The organism is Haemophilus haemolyticus (genome assembly GCF_003493685.1).
In the GTDB taxonomy this organism is placed as follows: Bacteria; Pseudomonadota; Gammaproteobacteria; order Enterobacterales; family Pasteurellaceae; genus Haemophilus; species Haemophilus haemolyticus_O.
The window spans coordinates 97,202-123,907 of record NZ_QQJW01000004.1 but is presented as its reverse complement, the minus strand read 5'-3'; the positions used below and the strand labels follow the sequence as shown (position 1 = coordinate 123,907).

At 40.5% G+C, this 26,706-nt stretch carries 24 protein-coding genes, 5 tRNA genes and 1 pseudogene; 11 read left to right on the top strand and 19 right to left on the bottom strand.

What is annotated here, in order from left to right; translation table 11 throughout:
* Nucleotides 1–8: 8 nt before the first annotated feature.
* Nucleotides 9–1,013, top strand: a complete 1,005-nt coding sequence (bamC, locus tag DV434_RS05275; RefSeq protein ID WP_118785378.1) for an outer membrane protein assembly factor BamC — start codon at nt 9–11, stop codon at nt 1,011–1,013.
* 32 nt (nt 1,014–1,045) lie between these two features.
* Here the strand turns inward: bamC and DV434_RS05270 are convergent, their stop codons facing one another.
* Nucleotides 1,046–2,089, bottom strand: a complete 1,044-nt coding sequence (locus tag DV434_RS05270) for a glycosyltransferase family 9 protein (RefSeq protein ID WP_118785377.1) — start codon at nt 2,087–2,089, stop codon at nt 1,046–1,048.
* A 76-nt stretch (nt 2,090–2,165) separates the two neighbouring features.
* On the opposite strand from DV434_RS05270, the gene DV434_RS05265 reads away from it, so the two are divergent.
* Together DV434_RS05265 and rdgB are read left to right on the top strand one after the other, a co-directional pair.
* On the top strand, nt 2,166–2,891 hold the full coding sequence (locus DV434_RS05265) for a 3-deoxy-D-manno-octulosonic acid kinase (protein WP_053521062.1): 726 nt from the start codon (nt 2,166–2,168) through the stop codon (nt 2,889–2,891).
* 11 nt (nt 2,892–2,902) lie between these two features.
* Complete coding sequence (gene rdgB / locus DV434_RS05260; protein WP_114909537.1) at nt 2,903–3,490, top strand: RdgB/HAM1 family non-canonical purine NTP pyrophosphatase; 588 nt, start codon at nt 2,903–2,905, stop codon at nt 3,488–3,490.
* 90 nt (nt 3,491–3,580) lie between these two features.
* Here the strand turns inward: rdgB and DV434_RS05255 are convergent, their stop codons facing one another.
* On the bottom strand, nt 3,581–5,425 hold the full coding sequence (locus DV434_RS05255) for an ABC transporter ATP-binding protein (RefSeq protein ID WP_118785376.1): 1,845 nt from the start codon (nt 5,423–5,425) through the stop codon (nt 3,581–3,583).
* Nucleotides 5,426–5,503: 78 nt separating this feature from the next.
* On the bottom strand, nt 5,504–6,400 hold the full coding sequence (locus tag DV434_RS05250; protein ID WP_111696007.1) for a cupin domain-containing protein: 897 nt from the start codon (nt 6,398–6,400) through the stop codon (nt 5,504–5,506).
* Between the two features lie 111 nt (nt 6,401–6,511).
* On the opposite strand from DV434_RS05250, the gene DV434_RS05245 reads away from it, so the two are divergent.
* A complete protein-coding gene (locus DV434_RS05245) occupies nt 6,512–6,853 on the top strand; it encodes a carboxymuconolactone decarboxylase family protein (RefSeq protein WP_005627672.1) in 342 nt (113 codons plus the stop codon).
* Between the two features lie 118 nt (nt 6,854–6,971).
* Here DV434_RS05245 and rnhB read toward each other — a convergent pair whose 3' ends face one another.
* The 6 genes from rnhB to DV434_RS05215 form a co-directional block, all read right to left on the bottom strand.
* Nucleotides 6,972–7,565 carry a ribonuclease HII gene (gene rnhB, locus DV434_RS05240; protein ID WP_118785375.1) on the bottom strand — a complete coding sequence of 198 codons (594 nt, stop codon included), beginning with the start codon at nt 7,563–7,565 and terminating at the stop codon, nt 6,972–6,974.
* Nucleotides 7,558–8,730, bottom strand: a complete 1,173-nt coding sequence (lpxB, locus tag DV434_RS05235; RefSeq protein WP_118785374.1) for a lipid-A-disaccharide synthase — start codon at nt 8,728–8,730, stop codon at nt 7,558–7,560. The genes rnhB and lpxB overlap by 8 nt, the downstream gene beginning before the upstream one ends.
* 115 nt (nt 8,731–8,845) lie before the next feature.
* Entirely contained in the window at nt 8,846–10,417 is a 1,572-nt protein-coding gene (locus DV434_RS05230; protein ID WP_118811527.1) for an SIALI-17 repeat-containing surface protein, read from the bottom strand.
* 44 nt (nt 10,418–10,461) lie between these two features.
* On the bottom strand, nt 10,462–11,250 hold the full coding sequence (gene lpxA / locus DV434_RS05225) for an acyl-ACP--UDP-N-acetylglucosamine O-acyltransferase (protein ID WP_118811526.1): 789 nt from the start codon (nt 11,248–11,250) through the stop codon (nt 10,462–10,464).
* A gap of 14 nt (nt 11,251–11,264) precedes the next feature.
* Nucleotides 11,265–11,669 carry a 3-hydroxyacyl-ACP dehydratase FabZ gene (gene fabZ / locus DV434_RS05220; RefSeq protein ID WP_050541747.1) on the bottom strand — a complete coding sequence of 135 codons (405 nt, stop codon included), beginning with the start codon at nt 11,667–11,669 and terminating at the stop codon, nt 11,265–11,267.
* Nucleotides 11,670–11,796: 127 nt separating this feature from the next.
* Nucleotides 11,797–13,356, bottom strand: coding sequence for a phosphoethanolamine transferase (locus DV434_RS05215; RefSeq protein WP_005632883.1), 1,560 nt, complete (start codon nt 13,354–13,356; stop codon nt 11,797–11,799).
* A gap of 130 nt (nt 13,357–13,486) precedes the next feature.
* On the opposite strand from DV434_RS05215, the gene pyrH reads away from it, so the two are divergent.
* Complete coding sequence (gene pyrH / locus DV434_RS05210; protein ID WP_005628053.1) at nt 13,487–14,200, top strand: UMP kinase; 714 nt, start codon at nt 13,487–13,489, stop codon at nt 14,198–14,200.
* A gap of 64 nt (nt 14,201–14,264) precedes the next feature.
* Here the strand turns inward: pyrH and DV434_RS05205 are convergent, their stop codons facing one another.
* A complete protein-coding gene (locus tag DV434_RS05205) occupies nt 14,265–15,791 on the bottom strand; it encodes a catalase (protein WP_005632882.1) in 1,527 nt (508 codons plus the stop codon).
* A gap of 190 nt (nt 15,792–15,981) precedes the next feature.
* Between DV434_RS05205 and DV434_RS05200 the strand changes: the two are divergent.
* A pseudogene (locus DV434_RS05200) lies at nt 15,982–16,983 on the top strand (IS5 family transposase); the annotation flags it as partial.
* 487 nt (nt 16,984–17,470) lie between these two features.
* On the opposite strand, the gene DV434_RS05195 reads toward DV434_RS05200, so the two are convergent.
* From DV434_RS05195 to gltX, 9 genes are all read right to left on the bottom strand, one after another.
* The gene (locus tag DV434_RS05195) at nt 17,471–18,151 is read right to left on the bottom strand and encodes a LysR substrate-binding domain-containing protein (RefSeq protein ID WP_118785368.1); all 681 of its coding nucleotides are present in this window, start codon (nt 18,149–18,151) and stop codon (nt 17,471–17,473) included.
* Nucleotides 18,046–18,369, bottom strand: coding sequence for a LysR family transcriptional regulator (locus DV434_RS11110; protein WP_192881481.1), 324 nt, complete (start codon nt 18,367–18,369; stop codon nt 18,046–18,048). The genes DV434_RS05195 and DV434_RS11110 overlap by 106 nt, the downstream gene beginning before the upstream one ends.
* Before the next feature lie 69 nt (nt 18,370–18,438).
* Nucleotides 18,439–19,098 (bottom strand): caspase family protein, encoded by a 660-nt coding sequence (locus tag DV434_RS05185; RefSeq protein ID WP_118811525.1) that lies wholly within the window; start codon nt 19,096–19,098, stop codon nt 18,439–18,441.
* Between the two features lie 104 nt (nt 19,099–19,202).
* The gene (locus DV434_RS05180; RefSeq protein WP_118781738.1) at nt 19,203–19,658 is read right to left on the bottom strand and encodes a hypothetical protein; all 456 of its coding nucleotides are present in this window, start codon (nt 19,656–19,658) and stop codon (nt 19,203–19,205) included.
* Nucleotides 19,659–19,705: 47 nt separating this feature from the next.
* The gene (locus tag DV434_RS05175; protein WP_118785365.1) at nt 19,706–20,914 is read right to left on the bottom strand and encodes an ATP-binding protein; all 1,209 of its coding nucleotides are present in this window, start codon (nt 20,912–20,914) and stop codon (nt 19,706–19,708) included.
* Nucleotides 20,915–21,189: 275 nt separating this feature from the next.
* A complete protein-coding gene (locus DV434_RS05170; protein ID WP_204628593.1) occupies nt 21,190–21,990 on the bottom strand; it encodes a DDE-type integrase/transposase/recombinase in 801 nt (266 codons plus the stop codon).
* A gap of 99 nt (nt 21,991–22,089) precedes the next feature.
* A complete protein-coding gene (locus tag DV434_RS10975) occupies nt 22,090–22,377 on the bottom strand; it encodes a helix-turn-helix domain-containing protein (RefSeq protein ID WP_239992758.1) in 288 nt (95 codons plus the stop codon).
* A 324-nt stretch (nt 22,378–22,701) separates the two neighbouring features.
* A tRNA-Ala gene (locus DV434_RS05165) sits at nt 22,702–22,777 on the bottom strand.
* 80 nt (nt 22,778–22,857) lie between these two features.
* Nucleotides 22,858–24,300: a glutamate--tRNA ligase gene (gene gltX, locus DV434_RS05160; protein ID WP_118785364.1), complete on the bottom strand. Its 1,443-nt coding sequence runs from the start codon at nt 24,298–24,300 to the stop codon at nt 22,858–22,860.
* A gap of 170 nt (nt 24,301–24,470) precedes the next feature.
* Between gltX and DV434_RS05155 the strand changes: the two genes are divergently transcribed.
* From DV434_RS05155 to lpt6, 5 genes are all read left to right on the top strand, one after another.
* Nucleotides 24,471–24,546 (top strand) — tRNA-Val (locus tag DV434_RS05155).
* Between the two features lie 43 nt (nt 24,547–24,589).
* Nucleotides 24,590–24,665 (top strand) — tRNA-Val (locus DV434_RS05150).
* 58 nt (nt 24,666–24,723) lie between these two features.
* Nucleotides 24,724–24,799, top strand: a tRNA-Val gene (locus DV434_RS05145).
* 52 nt (nt 24,800–24,851) lie between these two features.
* A tRNA-Val gene (locus DV434_RS05140) sits at nt 24,852–24,927 on the top strand.
* A gap of 121 nt (nt 24,928–25,048) precedes the next feature.
* Complete coding sequence (gene lpt6, locus DV434_RS05135; protein ID WP_118785363.1) at nt 25,049–26,704, top strand: phosphoethanolamine transferase Lpt6; 1,656 nt, start codon at nt 25,049–25,051, stop codon at nt 26,702–26,704.
* Nucleotides 26,705–26,706 lie beyond the last annotated feature (2 nt).

The following is a 26,706-nucleotide window of genomic DNA, read 5'->3' as shown; positions in this document are numbered from 1 at the left end:
GTTCAAATATGAAAAAAATAATGTTGAGTTTAGCAGCGGTTATCGTATTGTCTGGTTGTTCGTCTGATCCTGAAGCATTAAAGACTGCTAATGATTCTTTCCAAAAATCAGAGGCTTCTATCCCTGGGTTCTCACCATTGGCGAGCGCTGGTGTAATGCTACCAAAAGCAGACGATACTTATGCTTTGCCTAATATTGCGGTGAAAAAGGGAGAAAATATTGATATTCGTCCTCCATCAACACCATTAGCGATTATTGAAAATTCATTAACACAATTCGATGGTGAACGTGCATTAATCGTGTATCCAGAACAGCAAGCAAGTGTGTATAACCTCCAACAAGTTGAACGCTTATTGAAAGAAGACGGTATTTCATCAACGACGAATGGTGCGATTTTAACGACGGATTGGGCGCCTACAGGAAGAATTGGTGATAAATCGGGCACTGAGATTAAATATCAAGTAGAACAAGTTATGGCTCAAGATGCGAGTGCACTAGCAGTATCTGTTTTGCAAATGCGTCGTGATGGCGTGATTTTCACTCCAAGTGTATCTGATAAGCAACGTTATACGTCTGAACGATTAAATCACATTGTGTCTGCATTAACTTCTGCTTATAACAAACAGCAACAAGATTTATCTAGCGCTTCTGTGGGAGCGATTGCTTCGCAAATTATTCAGGATTTAAATGGCCAAACTGCATTAGCGATGAATGTTAATTTTGGTCAAGCGTGGGAAAAACTGGGTAGTGCTTTACCTAAAGTAGGTTTTGCAATCAAATCTGAAACTGCAGGTAAAGGTTATCGTGAATTAAAATATTCAGCATTAAAAAAAGAAGATTGGTTGCGCATGGGAACTGAACTTCCAGAACTTGAAAATGGCACTTACCAAATGCAAATTTCTGATCATGGCAGACAAAGCTCCGTTGTCATTTCTGATGAAAAAGGCAAGGCATTGTCTGGCGATTCAGCCACAAGAATTTACCAAGCAATTAGTAATTTGATTGCAAGATAAATAAAGGCTCAGCATTAGCTGAGCTTTTTTCTTTAGAATAATCCCAATTTTTTCATTTGTTCAATGACGGGTTCAACTTGAATCTCTGCCATCAAATTTTTCCCTTTTAGTTTGGTTGCCCAAGGTAGTTCAGAAGACGGTTTGCCAAATTCTTTTTGGGCATTTTCTTCATATACAGATACCACGTTATCTAAATTATTATAAGGTGCAGTACGCAAAGGATTGTGATACGCATATAAGCCAATAACGGGTGTACCTTGTGTTGTCGCAATATGGGCTGGGCCAGAATCTGGCGAAAGCACCAGATCAACCTTAGAAATTAAAGCAGTAAGCTGTTTTAGGCTTGTTTTCCCTGCAATATTGGTTGGTGTGAAATGGCAAAGTGCGGTAATTTTTTTGACTATTTCTAATTCACGTTTTGCAGGCGAGCTGCAGAAGATTACATTTATATTATGCTGATGGGCAATATTGGCAACCTCTGCATAACGTTCGATTAGCCAATCTTTTTCGGCCTTGCTAGAACAAGGGGAAATCAATAAATTTTTACGAGAGAAATCAATAAATTGATCGGCAAATTTATAATCATCTTCTGAGATAGCTAATTCCCATTTCGGTTCTGATTTCGGTACACCAATATATTCAGCAAAAGCCATAAATCCATCTAATACGTGGGGCAATGAGGGATCTGTGATACGATGATTTACAAATAGCCATTGCCCTTCACGAGAACGTTTTTCTCCAAATCCAATTTTGAATTTTGCTTTAATTCCTAAAGAAAGGATTGATGCACGAAATGCTGTTTGCATATTTAATAGGGCATCAAATTGTTTATTTTTTAGTTGTTTCCAGAGTGATAAAACGCCTTTCCATCCCGCTTTTTTATCATAAGGAAGGAGCGTGATATTAGGAATGCCTGAAAGTAAACCCATTTCGGTTTTGCCTACAATCCAAGTAATTTCTGTTTGGGGATAATATGCCTGAATGTGCTGAACCACAGCTAAGGCGTGGCAGACATCGCCTACCGCTGACAATCGGAGAATACAAAGGGATTTTGGAGCTTCGGTAAAAAGTGGCATTGACATTCCTTTCTCATTTAACTTGCGCTTATTTTAAAGTAGAATGAGTCCATTTTCTATTCATAACAACATTCCCATGCACCAATTCCAACAAGATAACCAATATTTTGTCTTTAATTTTGACCGCACTTTTGAGCAAGCAACTGAGTTTTTCCAAGCAGAATTTTGGCAAAAACAAGAACGAGTGATAGGGAGTGCAAAAGGTCGAGGTATCACTTATTTCTTGCAAACTGAAGATTGGTTTGGCGTAAATTGTGCGTTGCGTCATTATTATCGAGGTGGACTTTGGGCTAAACTGAACAAAGATCGTTATCATTTTTCTGCTCTTGAAACTACCCGTAGTTTTGCTGAGTTTCATTTATTACAACGTTTGTATGAAGCGGGTTTACCTGTGCCTAAACCCATTGCCGCACGTATTCAAAAAGGCAAGTTAGGTATTTGCTATCAAGCGGATATTTTGATGGAAAAAATCGAAAATGCGCAGGATTTAACCGCACTTTTACAAACACAAACATTGCCAAAAGAAATTTGGAGTCAAATTGGTCGTTTGATTCGAAAACTACATGATTTACAAATTTGCCATACAGACTTGAATGCACACAATATTTTGCTTCAACAAACTGAACAAGGGCAAAAATGTTGGTTACTCGATTTTGATAAGTGCGGTGAAAAATCTGGAGATTTTTGGAAAGTGCAAAATCTGAATCGTTTAAAGCGTTCCTTCGAAAAAGAAGTTGGACGAATGAATATTCAATTTACTGAGCAAAACTGGGCTGATTTAACGGCAGCTTATCATCAATAAAAGGATTGATTATGAAACAAAAAATCGTACTTGCTACAGGCAATAAAGGCAAAGTGAAAGAAATGGCTGATGTTCTATCTGATTTTGGTTTTGAAGTGATTGCACAAACAGATTTAGGCATTGAAAGCCCAGAAGAAACAGGCTTAACTTTCGTTGAGAATGCGTTATTAAAAGCGCGCTATGCCTCAGAGAAATCAGGTTTGCCTGCTATTGCGGATGATTCTGGGTTAGTAGTTTCCGCACTTAATGGCGCGCCAGGTCTATATTCTGCACGTTATGCAGGTGAAGAGGGCAATGATGCTAAAAACCGTGAGAAATTATTGGCAGAGCTTGCTCATGTTGCACAAGATAAACGTCAAGCCAAATTTGTGAGCTGTATTGTGTTTTTACAGCATCCAACGGATCCATCGCCAATTATTGCCGAAGGTGAGTGTCATGGTGTGATTGGTTTTGAAGAAAAAGGCGAAAATGGTTTTGGTTATGACAGTTTATTCTTTAGTCCAGAACAAGGTTGCACATTTGCTGAATTAGAAACTGTTGAGAAGAAAAAAATTTCTCATCGTGCACGAGCATTGACAGTATTAAAAAGTAAGTTATAAATCTAGTTAAACGTATAATGATAAAAGGCACGCATATTTTTTATATGCGTGCCTTTTTATATGGATTTTATCTATAGCGGAAAAGTAATATTATTCAGCATGTTCACTTAAAAATCCGCCACTTTGATGATTCCAAAGTTTAGCATACAGACCATTGCGCTCCAGTAATTCAGCATGGGTGCCTTGTTCAACAATTTGTCCTTTATCAAGCACAATCAGGCGATCCATCGCAGCGATGGTGGATAAACGATGGGCAATGGCAATCACCGTTTTATTTTCCATCATCTTATCGAGACTTTCTTGTATTGCCACTTCCACTTCAGAATCCAGTGCACTTGTGGCCTCATCTAACAATAGAATTGGTGCATCTTTTAACATCACACGAGCAATAGCAATGCGCTGACGCTGACCACCTGAAAGTTTTACACCTCGTTCACCCACATGGGCATCGTAGCCTTTTCTGCCTTGAGCATCAGTGAGGAATGGAATAAAATCAGCGGCTTCTGCTCGTTCAGCAGCTAAAATCATCTCTTCATCTGTGGCATTAGGGCGTCCATAAATAATATTGTCACGAACAGAGCGATGTAGCAGCGAAGTGTCTTGAGTCACTAAACCGATTTGGCGACGTAGGCTTTCTTGCTGAACATCTAGTACATTTTGCCCATCAATGGTAATCGCGCCTTGTTGTGCTTCATAGAAACGCAGTAATAAGTTCACAATTGTAGATTTTCCTGCACCAGAACGACCGATTAGTCCGACTTTTTCACCTGGTTTGATGGTGAGATTGAAATGATTGAGCAATGGTTTTGTCGGATCATAAGCAAAGCTAATATCGTTAAACTTAATTTCCCCTTGTGTCACTTGTAACTGAGATGCTTGTGGTTTATCCACAATAGTGTGAGGTTTGGTCAACGTATTCATTCCGTCGTTTACGGTTCCGATATTCTCAAACAAACGGGCAGATTCCCACATAATCCAACGAGACAGCCCATTTACGCGTAATGCCATTGCCGTTGCCGTTGCTATTGCACCCACGCCAACTTGACCATTTTTCCATAAAATAATTCCGAGTACGGCTGTGCTCAGTGTAAGTAAAATATTAGCTGCGTAGGTGAGCGTATCTAGTGATGTGGCTAAGCGCATTTGGGCGTGTACTGTTACCATAAAATCTTCCATAGAACGCTTTGCATAAGCGGCCTCGCGCGAACCGTGAGAGAATAATTTTACTGTGGCAATATTGGAATAAGCATCTGTAATGCGTCCTGTCATTAACGATCGTGCGTCAGCTTGTCGTTGAGCAGTCTTTGATAATTTAGGAATGAGGGTTCGTAGGATAAAAATAAAAATCGTAATCCAAGCAATAAATGGCAGTAAGAACCAAGAATCTAATGCTGCGAGAACTAATCCTGATGTAATAAAATATACGATGACATATACAAACATATCCGCAAGTGTGAGTACCGTATCACGAACAGCAAGTGCGGTTTGCATTACTTTGGCAGACACTCTGCCAGCAAATTCATCTTGATAGAAACTTAAACTTTGTCCAAGCATTAAACGATGGAAATTCCAACGTAATCGCATTGGAAATACGCCTTGTAAGGTTTGTAAACGTACGGTAGAGGCTAAAAATCCCCACACAATGCTAATAAGTAATAGCGCAGCCATACCAATTAATAAATGACCTTTTTCTTGCCATAATGTCTCAGGCGTAAATGTCCCTAACCAATCCACAAGCGTTCCCATAAATTGGAATAATACGGCTTCCATTACACCCGTACCAACCGTTAACACTGTCAGTAAGAGAATCCAACCTTTCATTCCTTCAATGCTAGACCAAATAAAGCGCAATAAGCCTTTTTTAGGTGTTGTTGGATTATCTTCTGGATAAGGATTTAAACGGTTTTCAAACCACGAAAAAATTTTGTTAAACATATCTTTTCCTTAAAAAGAAAAGGCAACAGATGTTGCCTTTCAAAAAACTTGGCGATTATAGCGCAAAAATTCTCCAATTTATAGGCTGGCAGATTTTCTGTATTGGCTTGGTGAAAGTTGGTAGTAATTCTTGAAGGCTTTACTAAAATGCGCCTCCGATTGATACCCAACTTCCAAAGCAATAGCAAGTACGGATTGTTGGGATTGCTTTAATAAAAACGCAGCTGATTGTAACCGCACTTGAGTAATAAAACGCCCAGGCGACATACCAAGTTGTTGTTGAAAAACACGAATAAAGTTTGCACGAGACATTGCAGAAAGATCAGCTAATTGTTCAATTCTCCAATCTTCTTGAGGGCGTTGTAATATCGCACCTAGTACCGCATTTAATCGCTTGTCTTGCAGAGCAAGTAGCACACCGCCTGTAATTAAGTTCTCTTGAATCGCATGGCGTAAAATATAAATTAAAAGTACATTGGAAAGTGCATCGACGACTGATTTTGTACCTGCATCGTTTTTTTGGGCTTCTTGTAGAAAAAGTTGAACCAAAGGATGAATCGGTGTATCACATAAATTGAGATGCAAATATTCAGGCATAGAAGCAGTGAGGAGTGCATCTTGCTGATAATAAAACGCCCCGCAGAACATTTTTAAATCCGGTGTGCCTTGCCCTACTTGATACAATTCAAACGCACCTTGCCAGCTTTTTTTCAATGATGCGTCCTTTGTTTGGGTGGATGAATGACGCATAAAGTGCGGTTGATTTTGGGGAAGGAAAAAGATATCACCTTCCTTTAAATGAAATTGCTTTTGTCCGAGTGTAAGCCAGCATTCGCCTTGTTCAATAAGATGGAATACGCCTTTTCCTGCATCTTTTTCTTGATGGGCAACTTGCCATTCACCTTGAAATTCACAGCGAATATTAATTTCCCCACGCACTTGTGCTAAATGGGTGAGTTTATCTAAATAATCCATAATGAGATGTTAGCGATAAAAATTGAGATAAATGAGCAAGTATCATAATCCAATCTGCCTATAATTTGCCACACCAGTTCGTTATTAATTCAATATATTTAGGAGAACATTATGTTTGCAGATTGGAAAGAAGAAACATCACACGTTAAAAAATCATTTGGTGCGTTAGGTAAACAATATCCAAAAATGTTACAAGCTTACCAAGCATTAGGTGCAGCTGCGGCAGAAGGTAATGTGCTTGACGCCAAAACTCGTGAACTTATCGCATTAGCAGTTGCGGTAACAACTCGTTGCGAAAGCTGCATTAGCGTACACGCAGAAGAGGCTGTAAAAGCTGGTGCAAGCGAAGCTGAAGTAGCTGCAGCATTAGCAATGTCTATCGCATTAAATGCAGGTGCTGCTTATACTTACTCTTTACGTGCATTGGAAGCATATAACGTACAGAAAGGTTAATTACCCGTCATTCCATAGAGTTAAGTTGATTAAAGGAAAGGGAGTATTTTTAATACTCCCTTTGTTTTTATCGATATTTGACTGCCTAGCAAAATAAAAGAATTTCTCGATTAAAATTCTAACGATTTTCTAGCGCTTTTTTCACTGGGGCAAAACTACGACGATGTTGCGGTAACGCGCCAAATTCAGCTAATTTTTCCAAATGTAATTTGGTTGGATAGCCTTTATGCTGGGCAAAAGCGTATTCGGGATATTGCTTGTCTAATTCTTCCATTTCTTGGTCTCGTGCTACTTTTGCCAAAATAGAGGCCGCACTGATTTCTGCCACAAGGCTATCACCTTTTACGACGGCTTGTGCAGGAACATCTAAATCTTTTGGGAGCTTATTGCCATCAACCAACACAAAGTGCGGTTGAATTTTTAAAGATTTCACTGCTCGAGTCATTGCTAGCAAGGAGGCTTGCAGGATATTTATCTCGTCAATTTCGTTAGCTTCTGCTCGTCCTAATGCCCAAGCAAGGGCTTTTTCTTTGATTTCTTCAGCAAGGGCTAAACGTTTTTTCTCAGAAAGTTTTTTAGAGTCAGTGAGGCCTTCAATTGGGTTATTAGGATCTAAAATAACGGCAGCCGTTACAACAGCCCCAACTAGAGGGCCTCGCCCAACTTCATCAACGCCAGCGATCAATTCATAGCCTTGTGGATATTCAAACATTTTCTTTTTCCTCTAATAAATCAATGACTGCTTGAGCCGCTTGCTTATCGGCATTGCATTGAATTTTTTGGTGTAAATCCGTGAAGTGCTGAATTAAAATATGGCGATTTTTTACCGCACTTTCATCATCAGAAAGATAAGCAGATAGTTTTTCAGCGAGTAATTCTGGTGTGCATTCTTCTTGAATCATTTCAGGCACGAGCATTTCATTCGCAAGCAAGTTTGGTAAAGAAATATAATCGGTTTTTACTAAACGTTTTGCTAAGAAATAGGTCAGTGGTTTCATTCGATAACCCACCACCATTGGGGATTTACAAAGCATTGCTTCAAGTGCTGCTGTCCCCGAAGCAAGAAGTGTTGCATCAGCTGCAATCATTGCTTGTCGTGCATTGCCATCAATTAAATGTAGGTCTAGATTTGGCGCAATTTTATCTTTAATAGCTTCAAATTGCATTCGTCGTTTTTCGTTCACCAAAGGAACTAGGAATTGTAAATCAGGGAATTGTTTTTTTAACAATAAAGCCGTTTTCAAGAACGGCTCAGCTAGAAATTCCACTTCAGAACCACGGCTTCCAACTAAGATAGCTAAATAGCGTTGTGCGGGATCAATCTGTAGCATTTGGCATGCTTCGGCACGGTTTGGTTTGAGCGGAATAGCATCTGCCATTGTGTGTCCAATAAAACGGCAAGGCACATTAAACTTATCGTAAAAGGCTTTCTCAAAAGGCAAAAAGGCAAGAACTTGATGAGTCGCTCTGGCGATTTTATGAATGCGATTTTGACGCCAAGCCCATACAGATGGGCTCACGTAATGAATAGTTTTAATTCCGTTTGCTTTGAGCTTGAGTTCTACATCCAAATTAAAATCAGGCGCATCAATGCCGATGTAAACATCAGGTTTTTCTTGCAACATGGTTTGAATGACATTTTTGCGAATTTTCAACAGACGAGGAAGATGTTTCAAAATTTCAGCCAAGCCCATGACTGAAAGTTCTTCCATATCGACAAGCGTCTCACAGCCTTCAGCCAACATTCTTGGGCCAGCAATGCCAATAAAGCGAGCATTAGGATAATGAGCTTTGAGTTGGCGAATTAAACCAGCACCGAGAATATCACCAGATGCTTCTCCAGCAACAAGAGCAATGGTTGGATTTATCCTATTCATAAACGTTATCCTTGAATAAAATTAAAACAATAAAAATTATAAAGGGCGTTTGTATAAGTACGCCCTAATGTGATTTTTAATTTAACATGATATAAAACATCCTAGAACTACTATTCTAGAATTTACCTTCTAATGATAGATAGGTTCCCCATTGTTTACTACTAATCAGTCCATTTTTTATATAAGGTGTAAAGGATATACTAAATTTTGGAGAAAATTGGTAATTCAATCCTGAACTAATACTCCACTGGGTTTTGTGAATATTAAGATGATAGTCATGTTTGAGGTTTTCTATTTGCACAGCACCAGTCACATTGCTTTTAATTTGATGTTCAATTTCTATAGTATTTAACCATGTTAATTTAGTAGTGATTGAATAATTCCATTTTATACCTGATGCAAGTGAATGCTCTCTCCATTGTATATTATTGTATTTCATTAAAAACTGAGAAACAGGTACATCATATCCATTTTGTTTAATCTGTGTATTTCGGTAAGATAAATACCAACCTAAAGAGTTTTTATTTGATAGTGTTAAGTCCTGACCCAATGTTAAATTCCATGAGATACCTTTATATCTGGTAACACTGTTATTAAAATAGGGGGGGGGGAGTAAATAAGAATTATTATTTTTTGCAATTCCAGCTACAATATATGAATTAGAAGGCAATTTATAATGTGCGAAAGCCCCTATTCCAACATTATTATGAAGTGTGCGATAGTTGTTTGATAAATGATTTTCTAATGAACGCTCTATGTTTACTCCTAAAGTTAACTTATTTGTTATTCCGTATCCCAAACGTAGGCCAAGTAAATTATCATGTATATCATTTTTAGCCATATAATGATGTCGAATGCCATAACAAAACTCATTTTTATTAGCAATACAATAGGTTTGTAAGGAACGTAATTTATTAAATTGATGCTTCAATAATATACTATTGTTTTCTTCTAATTTTCGTTGTGATAGCGATTGGCGAGGCTCAACATATTCAGGTTTATCCATTATTGGCGCATTAGATGGCACAGCTGTAATTGAAACATATGTAACTACTGGTAGTATATCTTGAAAATCAGCTTCACCATCCTTATCGCCATTAACCCCACCTTCAAAATCAACAGGTTCTGCACGGTCAGGAATGCCATTAACTGAACCTGTAAATTCGATTTTTGAATGTATCTCAGGCGTGCCTTTCATATATGGAATATTTAGAGATTCTTCATCAGGATGAGGTCGCAGAATAGATTTTGCTAGTTCACTTATACTGTCAGTATCATGTTTATAACCAGGATTATAATTATAATCATGATGAGGATAAGGCTTATAATCAGGATAAGATACACTTGGTCCCTCATCACCACAATTAGTAATGCAACCTTTATATTCTGGTATTTCATGAATTGGTGGATCCATGCTATTTACCCCCCCAGTAAACTCTGGAGGTTTGGCTGCGACTTCAGGAATACCATTAACCGCACCATTAAACTCTGGGGGAAGCTCTGTTCTTATTACTTTGAAAGGAACGGCACCAATAGAAATAACATCTTTAATTATTAATGATTCAGAAATAGGAGATTCTTTATCATCAATCGAAACTGATAGATGTAGTGCTAATGTATCAGGAGAAGAAAATAAAAAGGTTGTAGTAAGAAAAAATTTAAACTTACTGTTGAGATTTAATAACATAAATTTTTCTTATAATTATTATGAATAGTGAATGAAAAATATTATTAACGAATAATACCGCGAGTTGAACGTTTGAAAAATTCAACAAAGAAACTGATCGCTGAATCGGTTTCCGCAATTTGCTCAATTTCGGGTAACACTTCTTCGAGCGTTTTACCACTACGATAGATCATTTTATAAACGTTACGGATTGCGTGCATGGTTGGTTTATCAAAACCACGACGTTTTAAACCTTCTAAGTTTACGCCAAATGGACGGGCGTGGTTGCCTTGAGCCATAACATAAGGAGGTACATCTTGGCTTACCATAGAACCGCCGCCTAACATGACGTGTGCACCAACGATCACAAATTGGTGAATTGCTGACATACCACCAACAATGACGAAATCATCTAATTCTACGTGACCTGCAAGCGTTGCATTGTTTGCCAAAATACAGTTGTTTTTAATTTGGCAATCATGTGCAACGTGAACATTCACCATTAATAAATTGTTATTGCCAATAGCGGTTACGCCACCGCCTTGGATCGTGCCTCGATGGATTGTCACGTGTTCACGAATTCGGTTGCCATTACCAATAATCGTTTTGGTTGCTTCGCCGTTATATTTTAAATCTTGGTTCACTTCACCAATGCTAGCGAATTGATAGATTTCATTATCTTCGCCAATAACTGTATCACCACGTACGACAACGTGAGATTTCAATACGGTGCGAGCTTTAATTTCAACAGTGCCTTCAACAATACAGAAAGGCCCGATAACAACACCTTCACCAATAACCGCGCCTTCTTCAACTAAGGCCGTTGGATGGATTTTTGCATTTGGGTGGATCATATTTACCCCCTTAATTAACGACGAGCGCACATTAGTTTTGCTTCACAAGCAATTTCACCATTTACGGTTGCTACGCCAGTAAATGCAGTGATGCCACGGCGTTCTTTAATCACTTGAACGTTTAATTCCATTTGATCTCCAGGTAACACTGGGCGTTTAAAGCGCGCTTCATCAATACCTGCGAAATAGAATAATTCACCGCCTTTTAATTCGTGAGTTTTAAAGGCTAAAATGCCCATTGCTTGTGCCAAAGCTTCTAAAATTAAAACGCCCGGTAAAATAGGTTCGCCAGGGAAGTGACCTGTGAAACAAGGCTCATTGACGCTAATATTTTTAATCGCTTTTAACCATTCACCTTCTTTAAAATCCAATACGCGATCCACTAATAAAAATGGATAGCGATGTGGTAATAAACTCATAATTTCTTTTGATTCGATCACTCTTGGTTGTTGTTCTGACACGTTGACACCTTACAAAAAATAAACAAATAAAATCTGTCGGATTATACGATATTTACGGCTAAAAATAAAACGCACCCAATATAGCCTAGTGTTTAGGACGAATATCAATGGCAGGATCGTCATCTTTACGATATTTTTCATCAATTCGTTTTTGCAATCCAAAGTCATTTTTATCCGACTCGTTAGAAAATAAATCTTCTGTTTGCGTTAATTGAGGATTTTTAATTCCCATCCAATTTGCGATTCCTTCTAAGAAGTTCAACCCAGATTTAAACACCTTATATTCTTTGCGTTCGGTGTCATCCGACGAAATTTTGAATAACGGAATATTATGATGTTCTCGACTGAAACAGTTTTGATTGAACAAAAGTATATTGTTTTTTTCATCTTGTTGGTGGCATAAACCGTGATCTGAGAAATAAATCATTGAGAAAGTGCGGTGATTTTTCTTCGCGTTTTCTGCAAGCTGATCATATACGCGTTTTAAAAATTCATCAGTTTTCTTAATAGACGACACATAGCAATTTAAGTAACCATATCTCGGATTAAGATCTTTATCGTTAAAGATTTTTGGATAATCTTCGACACGGTCGCAAGCCATTGGATGTGAGCCATAAATATGCAACACAATAAAACGTTTTCCTTGAATAGGATCTTCTAGTACTTGGGCGAATTTTGGTAATAAATCAAAATCACTAAAGTTAGTAGAATTAAAGCTCCCGCCTTTTTTCAAGAAAAAGGTTTCATCAGATTTTGAAGCAAGAGATGAAACTGGCGTATCGAATTCACCGAGCATACCTTGATTAGAAAGCCAATAAGTTTTCACGCCTGCAGATTTGATGAGATCGACTAAACTCAAACTGTAATTGGGTTCCCATTTTTCTTTGTTAGGAAGGGTTAACATAAGTCGAAGTGAGGCGACGGTATTGGTTCCTGCTGAACGAAAACCATCAATCAATGTGCCTTTAGCGCTAGACATAAATGGCGTGTTTTCAATTGGATAGCCGTAGGCATTGTGATAATCTTTCCGTGCACTTTCACCAAGAACAATCACATAATCATCATAGCGTGAATTTTCTAATGTTGATTTTCCCCAGTTATCAGATTGGGACATTTGTTTGAGTTTTTGTACTTCATCCACAATTTTTAATGTAGAACTTACGGTTTCTTTAATCGGTTCAGCAAGCGGCATGTTGTAAGCAAAAAGCAATGTCGCCAAGGCAATAAATGTTTTATTACGATAAAATTTTATGCCAAATTTCACCGCACTTTTGTACTGAAGAAAAATCAAAATAGGAATGGCGAAAGCAATTAAGTAACTACTCACTGGGATTTGCAATAGAAATTCCTTTGTTTCCAACATATCTGTCGCGAAAAGCGAGGCGATATATTGGTAGCTTGGAGGGCCAAAATTTAGTCCTGTAGGCGTATAAAAAGCATGCAGTAATGCAAGCGGTAGCAAAATAAAATAAAAGGATTTTTTACTGCTACTTAATAAGAGAATAGTTGTTGTCGCAAGCAGAATGAGAACCACAGTTGGTTCTGTAAACATTCCAGAACCGATTAAAATAAAATAACCTGCTAATGCGGCACAAATCACCGCAAAAAGTGCGGGCAAAATTGGGCTTGTTTTTTTCGTGTTCATAATTGTCTTCCCTGAAAAGAAAATGCCGCTATTATCCTCCTTTCACTCAGAATTTCCATATTTAACTTCTTCACTCTTGAGCGGTTATTTTATAGAATAAGCCAATTTTTTAAGCCAGAGGGAAAAAACAATGAGCCAACCAATTTATAAACGTATTTTATTGAAATTAAGCGGTGAAGCATTACAAGGAGAAGATGGTTTTGGTATCGATCCTGCAATTCTCGATCGTATGGCTGTTGAAATTAAAGAATTAGTGGAAATGGGCGTGGAAGTTGGTGTCGTTCTTGGTGGTGGAAACTTATTCCGTGGCGCAAAACTAGCAAAAGCTGGGATGAATCGCGTGGTGGGCGACCATATGGGAATGCTTGCTACGGTGATGAATGGTTTGGCAATGCGTGATTCTTTATTCCGCGCTGATGTGAATGCAAAATTAATGTCAGCTTTCCAATTAAATGGTATTTGCGATACTTATAACTGGTCTGAAGCAATCAAAATGTTACGTGAAAAACGCGTAGTCATTTTCTCTGCGGGAACAGGAAGTCCATTCTTTACCACTGATTCTGCTGCTTGTTTGCGTGGTATTGAAATTGAAGCTGATGTTGTGTTGAAAGCGACTAAAGTTGATGGTGTGTATGATTGTGATCCAGCGAAAAATCCTGATGCAAAACTTTATAAAAATTTAAGTTATGCAGAAGTGATCGATAAAGAATTACAAGTGATGGACTTAGCGGCGTTTACTTTAGCTCGTGATCATGGCATGCCGATCCGAGTATTCAATATGGGTAAACCTGGTGCATTACGTCAAGTAGTGACTGGTACCGAAGAAGGCACCACTATTTGTTAGTGAATGTTGAAAAGTAAAACGGTAGGAAAATTCCTACCGTTTTTGTTTGGCTACAGCCTAGAGATTATAACAATCCACCTTGACCTAAGGCTGGGTCAGTTTCACGTGCTTTTAATGCATCTTCAACGGTTAAGCCCAATGCTTTTGCAACGCCTTCACCATATGCTGGCTCACACCAGTGACAGTTACGGATATGACGGTATTTGATGAACTCAGGTGCATCACCCATTGCAGCTGCAGTGTTGTTGAATAACGCTTGTTTTTGCTCTGCACTCATTAAGTTAAATAATGCTCGCGGTTGGCTGAAGTAATCATTATCATCATTACGGAAATCCCAGTGTGCCGCATCACCATTAATGCGAAGCGGTGGTTCAGCAAAGTCTGGTTGTTGTTGCCATTGGCTGAAGCTGTTTGGCTCGTAGTGCGGTAGGCTACCATAGTTGCCGTCTACACGGCCTTGGCCATCACGTTGGTTGCTATGAACAGGGCAACGTGGACGGTTTACTGGAATTTGACGGTAGTTCACACCTAAACGGTAACGTTGTGCATCCGCATAGTTGAATAAACGAGCTTGTAACATTCTGTCAGGACTTGCACCGATACCCGGCACCAAGTTACTTGGTGCAAATGCAGATTGTTCTACATCTGCAAAGAAGTTCTCTGGGTTACGGTTTAATTCAAACTCACCGACTTCAATTAATGGGTAGTCTTTTTTCGGCCATACTTTAGTTAAGTCGAATGGATGATAAGGCACTTTTTCCGCATCTGCTTCAGGCATAATTTGTACGAATAGCGTCCATTTCGGGAAGTCGCCACGTTCAATTGCTTCGTATAAATCACGTTGATGGCTTTCACGATCATTTGCGATAACTGCAGCTGCTTCTGCATCGGTTAAGTTTTTAATACCTTGTTGAGTATGAAAATGGAATTTTACCCAGAAACGTTCACCCGCTTCGTTCCAGAAACTGTAAGTATGTGAACCATAACCATGCATATGACGATAGCTTGCTGGAATACCACGATCACTCATAACAACGGTTACTTGGTGCAATGCTTCAGGTAATAATGTCCAAAAATCCCAGTTGTTAGTGGCTGAACGCATATTGGTACGTGGATCGCGTTTTACTGCTTTGTTTAAATCTGGGAATTTACGAGGATCACGTAAGAAGAATACCGGGGTGTTGTTACCCACTAAGTCCCAGTTACCTTCTTCGGTATAGAATTTTAATGCGAAACCACGAATATCACGTTCAGCATCAGCTGCACCACGTTCACCTGCAACAGTGGTAAAACGTGCGAACATTTCTGTTTTTTTGCCAACTTCACTGAAAATTTTTGCGCGAGTATATTTAGTAATATCGTGTGTGACAGTAAAGGTACCAAATGCACCAGAACCTTTTGCGTGCATACGACGCTCTGGAATAACTTCGCGTACGAAATCAGCTAATTTTTCGTTAAGCCATAAATCTTGTGAAAGTAATGGACCACGCGGACCAGCAGTTAAACTGTTTTGATTGTCCGCCACAGGGGCGCCATTTCCCATAGTTAGGTTAGTAGAAGATAAATGCGAAAAAGGGCATTGAGAACTCATTATTAACTCCTTGTATGTATGAAATAAGTAGGGTTGAAATAAATTTCGTAAACATCATACAAAAAGGTTTTAACGATTGAAATCTATCAAATCAATCAAAAAAAACTATGCTAGGTGACAGGGTTTTGAGATTAGATGAGACCTTTGCAAAATCCCCTAAATTCCCACCAAGACATTTAGGGGATTTTCCATGACCACCTTCTTCCAACAAACCGCACAAGCCATGATTGCCAAACACATCGACCGCTTCCCGCTATTGAAGTTGGATCAAGTGATTGATTGGCAGCCGATCGAACAGTACCTGAATCGTCAAAGAACCCGTTACCTTCGAGACCACCGCGGCCGTCCCGCCTATCCCCTGCTGTCCATGTTCAAAGCCGTCCTGCTTGGACAATGGCACAGCCTCTCCGATCCCGAACTCGAACACAGCCTCATCACCCGCATCGATTTCAACCTGTTTTGCCATTTTGACGAACTGAGCATCCCCGATTACAGCACCTTATGCCGCTACCGCAACTGGCTGGCGCAAGACGACACCCTTTCCGAACTGCTGGAACTGATTAACCGCCAACTGACCGAAAAAGGTTTAAAAGTAGAGAAAGCATCTGCGGCCGTCATTGACGCCACCATTATTCAAACCGCCGGCAGCAAACAGCGTCAGGCCATAGAAGTCGATGAGGAAGGACAAGTCAGCGGACAAACCACACCGGGCAAAGACAGCGATGCCCGTTGGACAAAGAAAAATGGCCTCTACAGACTCGGGTACAAACAACATACCCGTACCGATGCGGAAGGCTATATCGAGAAACTGCACATTACCCCCGCCAATGCGCATGAGTGCAAACACCTGTCGCCTTTGTTGGAAGGACTGCCCGAAGGTACGACCATCTATGCCGATAAAGGCTATGACAGTGAGGAAAACTGACAACATCTGGAAAAGCATCAGTTACTGGACGGCATTATGCGCAAAGCCCACCGTAACCGTCCGTTGTCGGAAGCGCAAACCAAACGTAACCGATATTTGTCGAAAACCCATTATGTGGTCGAACAGAGCTTCGGTACGCTGCACCGTAAATTCCGCTATGCCCGGGCAGCCTATTTCGGGCTGATTAAAGTGAGTGCGCAAAGCCATCTGAAGGCGATGTGTTTGAACCTGTTGAAAGCGGCTAATAGGCTAAGTGTGCCTGTTGCGCCTAAAAGGCGGCCCGGATGCCTGATTATGGGGCGTCCGGGGAGGATTAAGGGGTATTTGGGTAAAATTAGGAGGTATTAGGGGAGGGAAAGAGCCGAAAACCTGTGTTTGGGGTTTCGGCTGTTGAGGGAAAGGCTTTTTTGCAAAGGTCTCGGATGGATTTGTTTTTTGATTTCTATCCGCATCCGCAAGCAATTTTTCGAGGATATTAGGAATTAAAAATAGATGTCTGCCTGAGAGGGGAAGGGCAAGGGGCGATATCGACTGTTTCGAATTTCTATTATGGGAAATTAAGTTTGAACCAGTACAGCCTTACCTTGCCGTAGCTCAAAGGGAACACTTATCAAGGTCAAAGTACCCAATGAATTGGGCTTAATACTGTCTGAGACCTTATTGCTTTGTCCTGATTTAAATCTAATCCACTATATTATGTCTTAAGGTCGTCTGAAAATACAGTTTCCATGGCATTAAGCCTTGAACTTGGGATTCAGACGACCTTTTCTATTTTCAACCACTCAATCAACGCCTCTGCCGCCTGCGTTTTGTGGCGGTTGGGCGGGTAGTACAAGGCCATCGGCGAATAGACGGCGCACTCGTGGGAGAAGAGTTCCACCAGTGCGCCCGAGGCCAGTTTGTCGGCGACGGCATAATGCGGCAGCCATGTCAGCCCCAAGCCGTCAAGGGCGGCGGTTTTGACAAGGGCGGTGCTGTTGAATGTGAGGCTGGTAGGAACGCGCACGCGGTGGATTTGCCCGTTTTGGAAAAATTCCCAGTCGTCCAAGCGGTTAAAGGCGTTGAACGCGGGCACTATACAGCGGTGCTGAGCGAGTTCGGACGGTGTTTCAGGCTGCCCGTGGCGGGTGAGATAGTCGGGCGCGACTACGACGCACATCGCCCGTTCGCTCGAAATCAGCACGGCGACCATGTCCTGCGCCACGTCGCTCGAAGGCCTTACACCAAAATCAAAGCCCTGCGCCACGATGTCCGACCAACTGTTGCTGATCAGAATCTCCACGTCCACCTCGGGAAACGCCGCCAAAAACGACCGCACTTTGGGGTAAATCAGGTAATAGGCGGGGTTCTCCGCCGCATTGATGCGCAGCCTGCCCCGCACCGTGTCGCCCAAATCGTTAAGCGCCGCCAGCTCGTCCTGAATGCCGCCAAACATCGGCGCAATCCGCTCATACAGCCGCTGCCCACCTCCGTGGGTGACATGGAACGGGTGGTGCGGTTTAACAGCTTGGTATTTAAGCGGTTTTCCAAATCGTTCATGCGGTGGCTGAGCGCAGACGGCTGCACCCCGAGCGACTGCGCCGCACGGCTGAAATTGCCGAGTTTGACGACTTGGGTGAAGGCGTAGAGGTCGTTGAAGTTGCGGTTTTGCATGGGGTTGTTCCATATTGAAATGCCGTCTGAAAGGTTAGTTCCAGACGGCATTTTGTTCAAAACTAGAAATTACCAAGAGATCAAATTTCTTTTGGGATTGACACAAAATACTAATTGCCGATCTTCTTGTACTCGTATTAGACCTTTGTAAGTTGGTGTCTGTTTCCCATTTGATTTTCTATAAACGACAGGGCTTGTAGTCTGATGTACGGTAATAGCACTTACAGTTCTTTCATTTCCTTTTGATAATTGTATTGCATTTGAAATCAGATTCTGAGTATAAAGACCCCCATCATCATCTTGTGCAAACTCTCCAATAGAACAAGCATATAGTCTTAAATCTTGTTCAACAGCGGAATTTATACAATTATGATAAATCGTTCTAACTTCATCTCGTGTTAAATAACTTACCATACTATCCATTGCGACACTCTCTGTAGAAAGTTTTGCAATGTTTTCAGAAATTGTTTTTCTCACATCTCTACAACAATCAAAAATGCTTAACTGTTTTTTTGCTATACTTTTGAAATACTCTTCTGATAGGTCATACTTTTCTTTATGGCTTGGGTAGATATGAGTAATTCCCTGACTTGTATCCCCATGTCCTCCAAAAAGTAAAACAAAATAATCAAGGTTTAAACGTTTATAAAAATTAATCCGTGTTTGCAGATCAAGTTTAGACGGGCTTTTAAGAATGTCGATTTCACTATCATTCCAAGCCCCCCCCATTAAGACTTTTTAAAAAGGAATTAAAGTAATTAATATCCTTCTCTACGCCTAGCTTGGGATCTAAATTACCAAGTATTAATGCTTTTTTCTTCATTATAGAACTCCTAGTTCAATATTTTATTAACAAAGGATACAAATTTCTCATTGTATCCATCTGTATTTGCATATTCATCTGTTAAAGGTTCTTTCCAGATTTTTCTATGTAACCTCAACCAATTTTTTATATCAACATGATTTTTAGTTATTTTCTTTAAATCATAATTATAATAATTACATACATCAGATAAATGGTTAAATACCAGTATTGTGTACATCTCATAACGAATGAACTTCTCTGCTTCATCATGTTCATGTTTGGCTTTTGATTTATCCCATGAATCACAAAAAACAGGATATTCTAGATAAGGGTATTCTACAGAAATTTTTAAAATGTTATCTCTATCATCTCGCAATTTTTCTTTTCGTGTATTTTTGATCCCAAGGTAATACACTACGATTGAGCTTATAGTAGATGTAATTGCTGAAATAATAGTTGTATCTAACCAAGAATTTTCACTCATAAATAGCTCATATAAATAAGAACTCATTGAAACTAATTTTACTCTACTTACATATGATTTGCCACCAACCAATCCACCACATGCACCACCTTAACTCCATCCACTTCGCCCACGTCCATTCGGTTCGCGGTCAGCACGGTTTTTTGATAATTATCAGGCAGGTTGACTAGATTGCCGACTTCTCGGTTGCTGTTTTCGGGCAGTTGCATGGCGACTTGGAAATACTGGATTTCCGTGCCTTTTTTCGCCACGAAGTCAATTTCGGTGTTATCGTAGCTGCCCACGTCCACTTGGTAGCCACGGCGCAGCAGTTCGATAAACACAATGTTTTCAATCTGATGCCCGAAGTTGTCGCGGAACGATTTGTTCAGCGTGGCGTTGCGCAAGCCCGTGTCCACGCTGTAATACTTGGCTTGGGTGCGCAGGTGGGCTTTGCCGCGCAGGTCGTAGCGGCGGGCTTGGTAGAAGATGAACGCCTGTTCCAGCAGGTCCACATATTTGGCAATGGCGTTGTTGCTTGCGCCCGTACCCTCGTTTTTCAGGATGTTGGCGATGTTGTTAATGGAAATGCTGTTGCCTGTTTCACTCAATAAAAAGGCGGCGAGGCGGCTCAACACGCCGTCGTTGCGCAGGTTGGCACGCTCGCTCACATCTTTGAGTAAAATCGAATTGAAAATACCGTCCAAAATCGTGCGGCGCACTTCTTCGTCTTCCACCAACGCCGTGGCGGGGAAACCGCCGCGCTGCACATATTCGGGAAAAAGTGTGTCCGGCACGCCGTCGAATTGGCGGAATTGCATATATTCTTGAAATGAAAGGGGAAACACAGGAATTTCCACCATTCGCCCCACCAGCAGCGTCGCCAGCTCGCCCGACAGCAGCGAGGAATTTGAGCCCGACAGATAAATATCCGCATCCAAATCCACCCGCAGGCTGTTCACGGCATCTTCCCAGCCTGCAACCCGTTGAATCTCATCAAAAAACAGATACATTTTCTGCCCCGCCTGCGCACGCTCCATCACATAGCGGTACAGCGTTTCGGCGGTGCGCAAGGCTTGGAGCTGCATGGATTCAAAGTTCAAAAACACAATCTGTGCCTCTGCCACACCGCTGGTTTGCAAATAACGGCGGAACATTTCCAGCACAAAAGTCTTGCCCGAACGGCGCACGCCGGTGATGACTTTGATAAATTCACTGTTTTGGTATTTTTTCAAGCGGTTGAGATAAATGGGGCGGTCAAATACAGTTTGCAGCATAATAAAAACTTCCTAAATTTTGCTAGATTATTTTCATTATAATGCAAAGTTAAAGGGTTTTATAGGCTGATTTTCAGTATAGTGAAAATAAAAGGTCGTCTGAAAGCCTGATTGCTGAATTTTCCTCACAACGGCATTGCCATTTTCCCTAATTATCAAACCAACACAAATCCCTATAATGCGTTCCATAGATCAATCAACCGGCAGGATTTAAAATTAGACGTCTCAAAACCACTTTATTAACCTGTACAACCCAAACATCGTTTACATTTTCCCTAAAGACATCGTTTACATTCGTTAGGTTGTTTATGCCACAATGTGGCAGATTTAATTTTCATTTCCTTGGCATCAAAACTGCCCAGTAAATGAAAGCGATAATAAATATGCCAAATGCCATCGGCATAAGGCTCGAACGCTACAGGTTCATTGGCAAGCACTTGGCTGAGATAATAAGTTTTTCCTTGCCATTTGATTTCGCCACTGAGTTTCACTTTGCGGATTTCAACATTATCCCCATAGTCATATGGCTCAATGTGACCTGTATAAATTCGCTTTGACGGCTCATAACATTCGGCAGGTGTTTTACGACCAATGCCTTCGTGTGAACGTTCTTCGTTGTATTCTCGTAAGAATTGGTTGAAGAATGTCTGTTGAGCTTCAAAGCTATTTTGAGGTTGAAGCACTGCTTTTAAGCTACGGTGCATTCGCTCGTGTCGTCCGTTTTGCTCTGGGTGTGATGGCTTAATTCGTTCAGGACGAATACCTAAGTCAATCCACCATTTAGAAAGCTTGCTGATTCCACCTAATGCTTGTGATGCAAAAGGTGAGCCGTTATCGGTACGAATCGAATACGGCAGACCAAATTGCTCAAAAAGGCGTTCAAACTCAGCAATAACAGGCGTTGATTTTGTATTAGGCAACCCCTTACAGCAAAATAAAAAGCGACTGAAATTATCCGTAATCGTCAGCGGATAGCAGAACTTCTGATTGCTGAGTAAAAATTGCCCCTTGAAGTCAGCACTCCAAGTGGCATTGGGTGCGGTGCATTCGCCAAAAGGTTGTGTGTCTGCACTCATACGACGCTTCGTCTTACGAGGCTGAACTAACCACGCGCCAAAATTAAATCGCCCGTGCTATCAGCTGGTTTTTTCGCCTCTGGAAAATGCCGAGTAAAGCTATCTAAAAGCTTTTTGGCCTCCCCAGTGAGGATGTTTAAGTTTCTCACTGATAAGCCAGTCACAAATCCATTGTGGCGTGGCATTAGGGCTATGATGAGGTTTACGAGATAACTCGCTTAAGCCCTCAAAGCCAAGTTGTTCGTGGCGTTTAATCCATTTATCTGCCGTTGGACAGCTAATATTAAACTGCTGACACAGTTCAGTTTTAGTATAGCGTTGGCTTAGCCACGCGTTTAAGAAAAGTACACGCTGTAGCATCGCATCGGTCTCTATCCAAGGCATCATCAATCTCCAGTGGATTAGGTATTTTGATGATAAGTTTACGGGAAAAATGTAAACGATGTCCTCGGGTTAGAATGTAAATGATGTCCTCGGGTTAGAATGTAAATGATGTCCTCGGGTTAGAATGTAAATGATGTTATCAGGTTGTACCGAGTATTTGGGTAAAATCAGGAGGTATTGGGGGAGGGAAAGAGCCGAAAACCTGTGTTTGGGTTCCGGCTGTCGAAGGAAGGGCTTTCTTGCAAAGGTCTCTAGATGTATTTTTATTGGTTTTATTATGCAACAAAAAAGCCTTGAAATTTAAAATTCCAAGGCTTTCTTATAAACTGGTGGAGATAATCGGGATCGAACCGACGACCTCTTGAATGCCATTCAAGCGCTCTCCCAACTGAGCTATATCCCCATAAAAGACAGCGACATGATAAAATTTGACTATGTGGCTGTCAATACGATTTTATTCAGGGCTTGTTATCCGGTTAAATATTAAGCGTTTTGTGCATGAATAAAATCAATAGCGCGCTGAATACGCGTAAGTACGCGCTCTCTGCCGATACCGACTAGGGTAACATCCATTGATGGCGATTGACCAGAACCTGTCACAGCGACACGTAATGGCATACCAACTTTACCCATGCCCACTTCTAGTTCAGCTGCCGTTTGCTCAATCGCTTCGTGAGTAGAATGTAAATCCCAGTTAGAAAGTGCGGTTAATTTTTCTTTCACTTTTGCAAGCGCTTCAGCAGCATTGCCTTTGAAATGTTTTTTCGCTGCGGCTTCATCAAAGGTTTCAAACTCTTCAAAGAAGTAGCGGCTTGAACTTGCCATTTCTTTTAAGGTTTTGCAACGTTCCGCAAGCATGGTGACTATTTCAGTTAATGCAGGACCATTGGTTGTATCAATGCCTTGATCTTTGTAATGCCATTCAAGATGTTTAGCCACATATTCTGGCGGTAATTCACGGATATAATGTTGATTCAACCATTGTAATTTTTCGGTATTAAATGCACTAGCTGATTTGCTAACGTGATCTAATTCGAAATAGTTGATCATTTCTTCGCGACTGAAAATTTCTTGGTCGCCATGTCCCCAGCCTAAACGTACGAGATAGTTGATTAAAGCTTCTGGTAAGTAACCATCATCACGATATTGCATTACGCTCACTGCGCCATGTCGTTTAGATAATTTTTGACCATCATCTCCATTAATCATGGAAACGTGCGCATAGGTTGGAATTGGTGCACCAATTGCTTTTAAAATGTTAATTTGACGTGGCGTGTTGTTGATATGATCTTCGCCACGCACCACATGAGTGATGCCCATGTCCCAGTCATCTACAACTACGCAGAAGTTATAAGTTGGTGAACCGTCTGTGCGACGAATAATAAGATCATCAAGCTCACTGTTGCTGATTTCAATGCGGCCACGCACTGCATCATCAAATACTACTGAGCCTTCAGTTGGATTTTTAAAACGTACAACGTGGGGTTCATCAGGTGAATGGCTGTGATCGTGTAAGCAGTGACGGTCATAACGTGGTTTTTCTTTATTTTGTTCTTGAGTATGACGAAGTTCTTCTAAGCGATCTTTAGTACAATAGCAACGATATGCTAAGCCTTGTTCAATCATTTCATCGATCACTTGGTTGTAACGATCAAAGCGTTTAGTTTGGTAATAAGGGCCATGCTCCCACGGAAGATTTAACCATTCCATTCCTTCAATAATTGCAGCAGTTGCTTCTGGTGTTGAACGCTCTAAATCAGTGTCTTCAATTCGTAATACAAATTCGCCGTTATTATGTTTTGCGTATAACCAAGAATAAAGTGCGGTACGTGCGCCACCTACATGTAAATAACCTGTAGGACTAGGAGCAAAACGAGTACGCACTTTTACATTTGGGTCTAAATTAAAAGGAGCATCTAGTTTCATTTTTATAACCTATCTTCAATAAAATATTAGTCGTTATTCTACTACGACTTGTTTGACTTCTAAATAAAAAAGCGGATTTTATGCTTATTTTTACGACAATTAAACAAAATTTAATAAAAAGGTATTGACTGAAAATGCATTCTCCCTATAATGCCAACCCACAACATTAAGGGCGATTAGCTCAGTTGGGAGAGCACCTCCCTTACAAGGAGGGGGTCACTGGTTCGAGACCGGTATCGCCCACCACTTCTCTAAAAAGTGTTCTTAATGTTACTAAGTTTGACCAAGCGGGCGATTAGCTCAGTTGGGAGAGCACCTCCCTTACAAGGAGGGGGTCACTGGTTCGAGACCGGTATCGCCCACCACTTTTCTAAAGTGTCCTTTCCGCTCAAACTTTCCCTTTATATTTAAACGCTTTCTTGTGGGCGATTAGCTCAGTTGGGAGAGCACCTCCCTTACAAGGAGGGGGTCACTGGTTCGAGACCGGTATCGCCCACCACTTAAAAGTGTTTAAATAAACCGAAAATTTAGGGTTTTGCCTTAATATTATCGGGCGATTAGCTCAGTTGGGAGAGCACCTCCCTTACAAGGAGGGGGTCACTGGTTCGAGACCGGTATCGCCCACCACTTTATTTTCAAATTCTCTAAATAATTTTCTTTTCCCGTTCAATCCATTACGTTTACGTGATAAAGTGCGCAGACATTGTCATGTCTCATTTTAGTCTGTTATGCATCATAGGGAAAATTCATGATTGCTTATATTTTCTTAGCTTTATTCACGATTGCGGCAGTGATTTTTATCGTAAACTCCCATTATCGTTGGACTTATTTCTTTGCTATTACGCTTTTTACTTTTTTATTTGGCGGCATGCTTATGGTTTCTGGCCAATGGCAACGTGCTTTAAATTTTTCATCTGTGCTTTTTGTAGTGCTGATGTTATTTCACCGTTTAAAAATTCATTATTACAAACAGCCTTTGTTAATTTCAGATTTCTTTCTTGTGGTAGATTGGCGAAATTGGGAAACCTTAATTCATTATAAAGGTGCGTTATTTGGCGTTATTGGACTACTTGCGTTATTAGGTTATGCGATTTTTGGTTTTAATGATGTCGAGTCTTTAGGGGGATTAGGTAATACCATTGGGACGTTATTGTTTATTGTTAGCTTTAGCTTGATGTGGCATTATTCTAAAAAGCCAAGTGCGGTGCAAGTTTGGTTAGATTCTTTGCCCGATGATGGTCGTGATGTGTTTTTAAATTTACCAATGTCTTGCCGCGGTATTTTTTTCAAGGTGCCAAATTTTGATGGCAATAGCCAAAATTTTATTGAGAAAATGACCGCACTTTCATCTGATACAAACAAGGTATCTGAAACAAAACCCGATATTGTAGTGACATTAATGGAATCCACTCTGAACCCTCATCAATTTGCTTTTAGTCAGCAATCTATTCCACCACTTTCCATGTTTGCCCCCCAAAATGATACGGTATTTGCTTCGCCGTTGCGTGTACATACTTTTGCTGGCGCAACGTGGAAATCAGAATTTGCTTTTTTAGCCGGTGTGCCTTCGACCGATTTTGGCGCGTTAGCAAGTGGCGTTTTTTATTCTGTTGTACCGCACTTGCAATCAGGTTTAGTGAAAAATCTAAAAGCTCAAGGATATTTTTGTGTTGCCTTGTCGCCTTTTACAAAAGGTAATTACAATGCAAAATCCGCTTATGATCATTTCGGTTTTGATTTGATGTTACAGCCACAAGATCTTGGCTATCCTGCGCCTATCAGTAAAAATCTTTGGGATATTAGTAGTGAAGAAATGATGAAGTACACCCGAATGATTTTGGAAAAACAACATCCTGCGTTAGAAAATGTAGATCAGCCAATGTTTGTTTATATATTGACTATGCGTGAACATGGTCCATATGAATTGGGCATGGAAAATAAATTTAATCTTCAAATGCCTAATTTAGGGGCTAAAAGTATTTCTGCATTGAATGACTATACTCAACGTATTGTCGCATTAAATGATGCGATTGAAGGAATGAATAACTATTTACATGAACGTAAAAAGCCTTTTGTTCTAGGTTATTTCGGTGATCACCAAGTAGCATTTGATAATGTTATCCCTCCGAAGAAAGGGGATTATGCACAGCCCGATTATGTGACACAATTTGTTGTAAGAAGTAATTGTGCAAGTCAATTTAAGCAAGAGCAACATTTTTTAGATCTTGCTTTTGCTGGAGGCGTCTTGATGAATGTAGCTGGATTATCAGCAGAAGATGAATTTATGAAAGCGAATATGGCAATGTGTAAACTAAGTAACGGAAAATTGGAAGATTCTTCTAATCCTGCATTTGTGAATGACTATCGTCATTATCTCTATCAAACCTTAAAGATTGCAAAATAGCT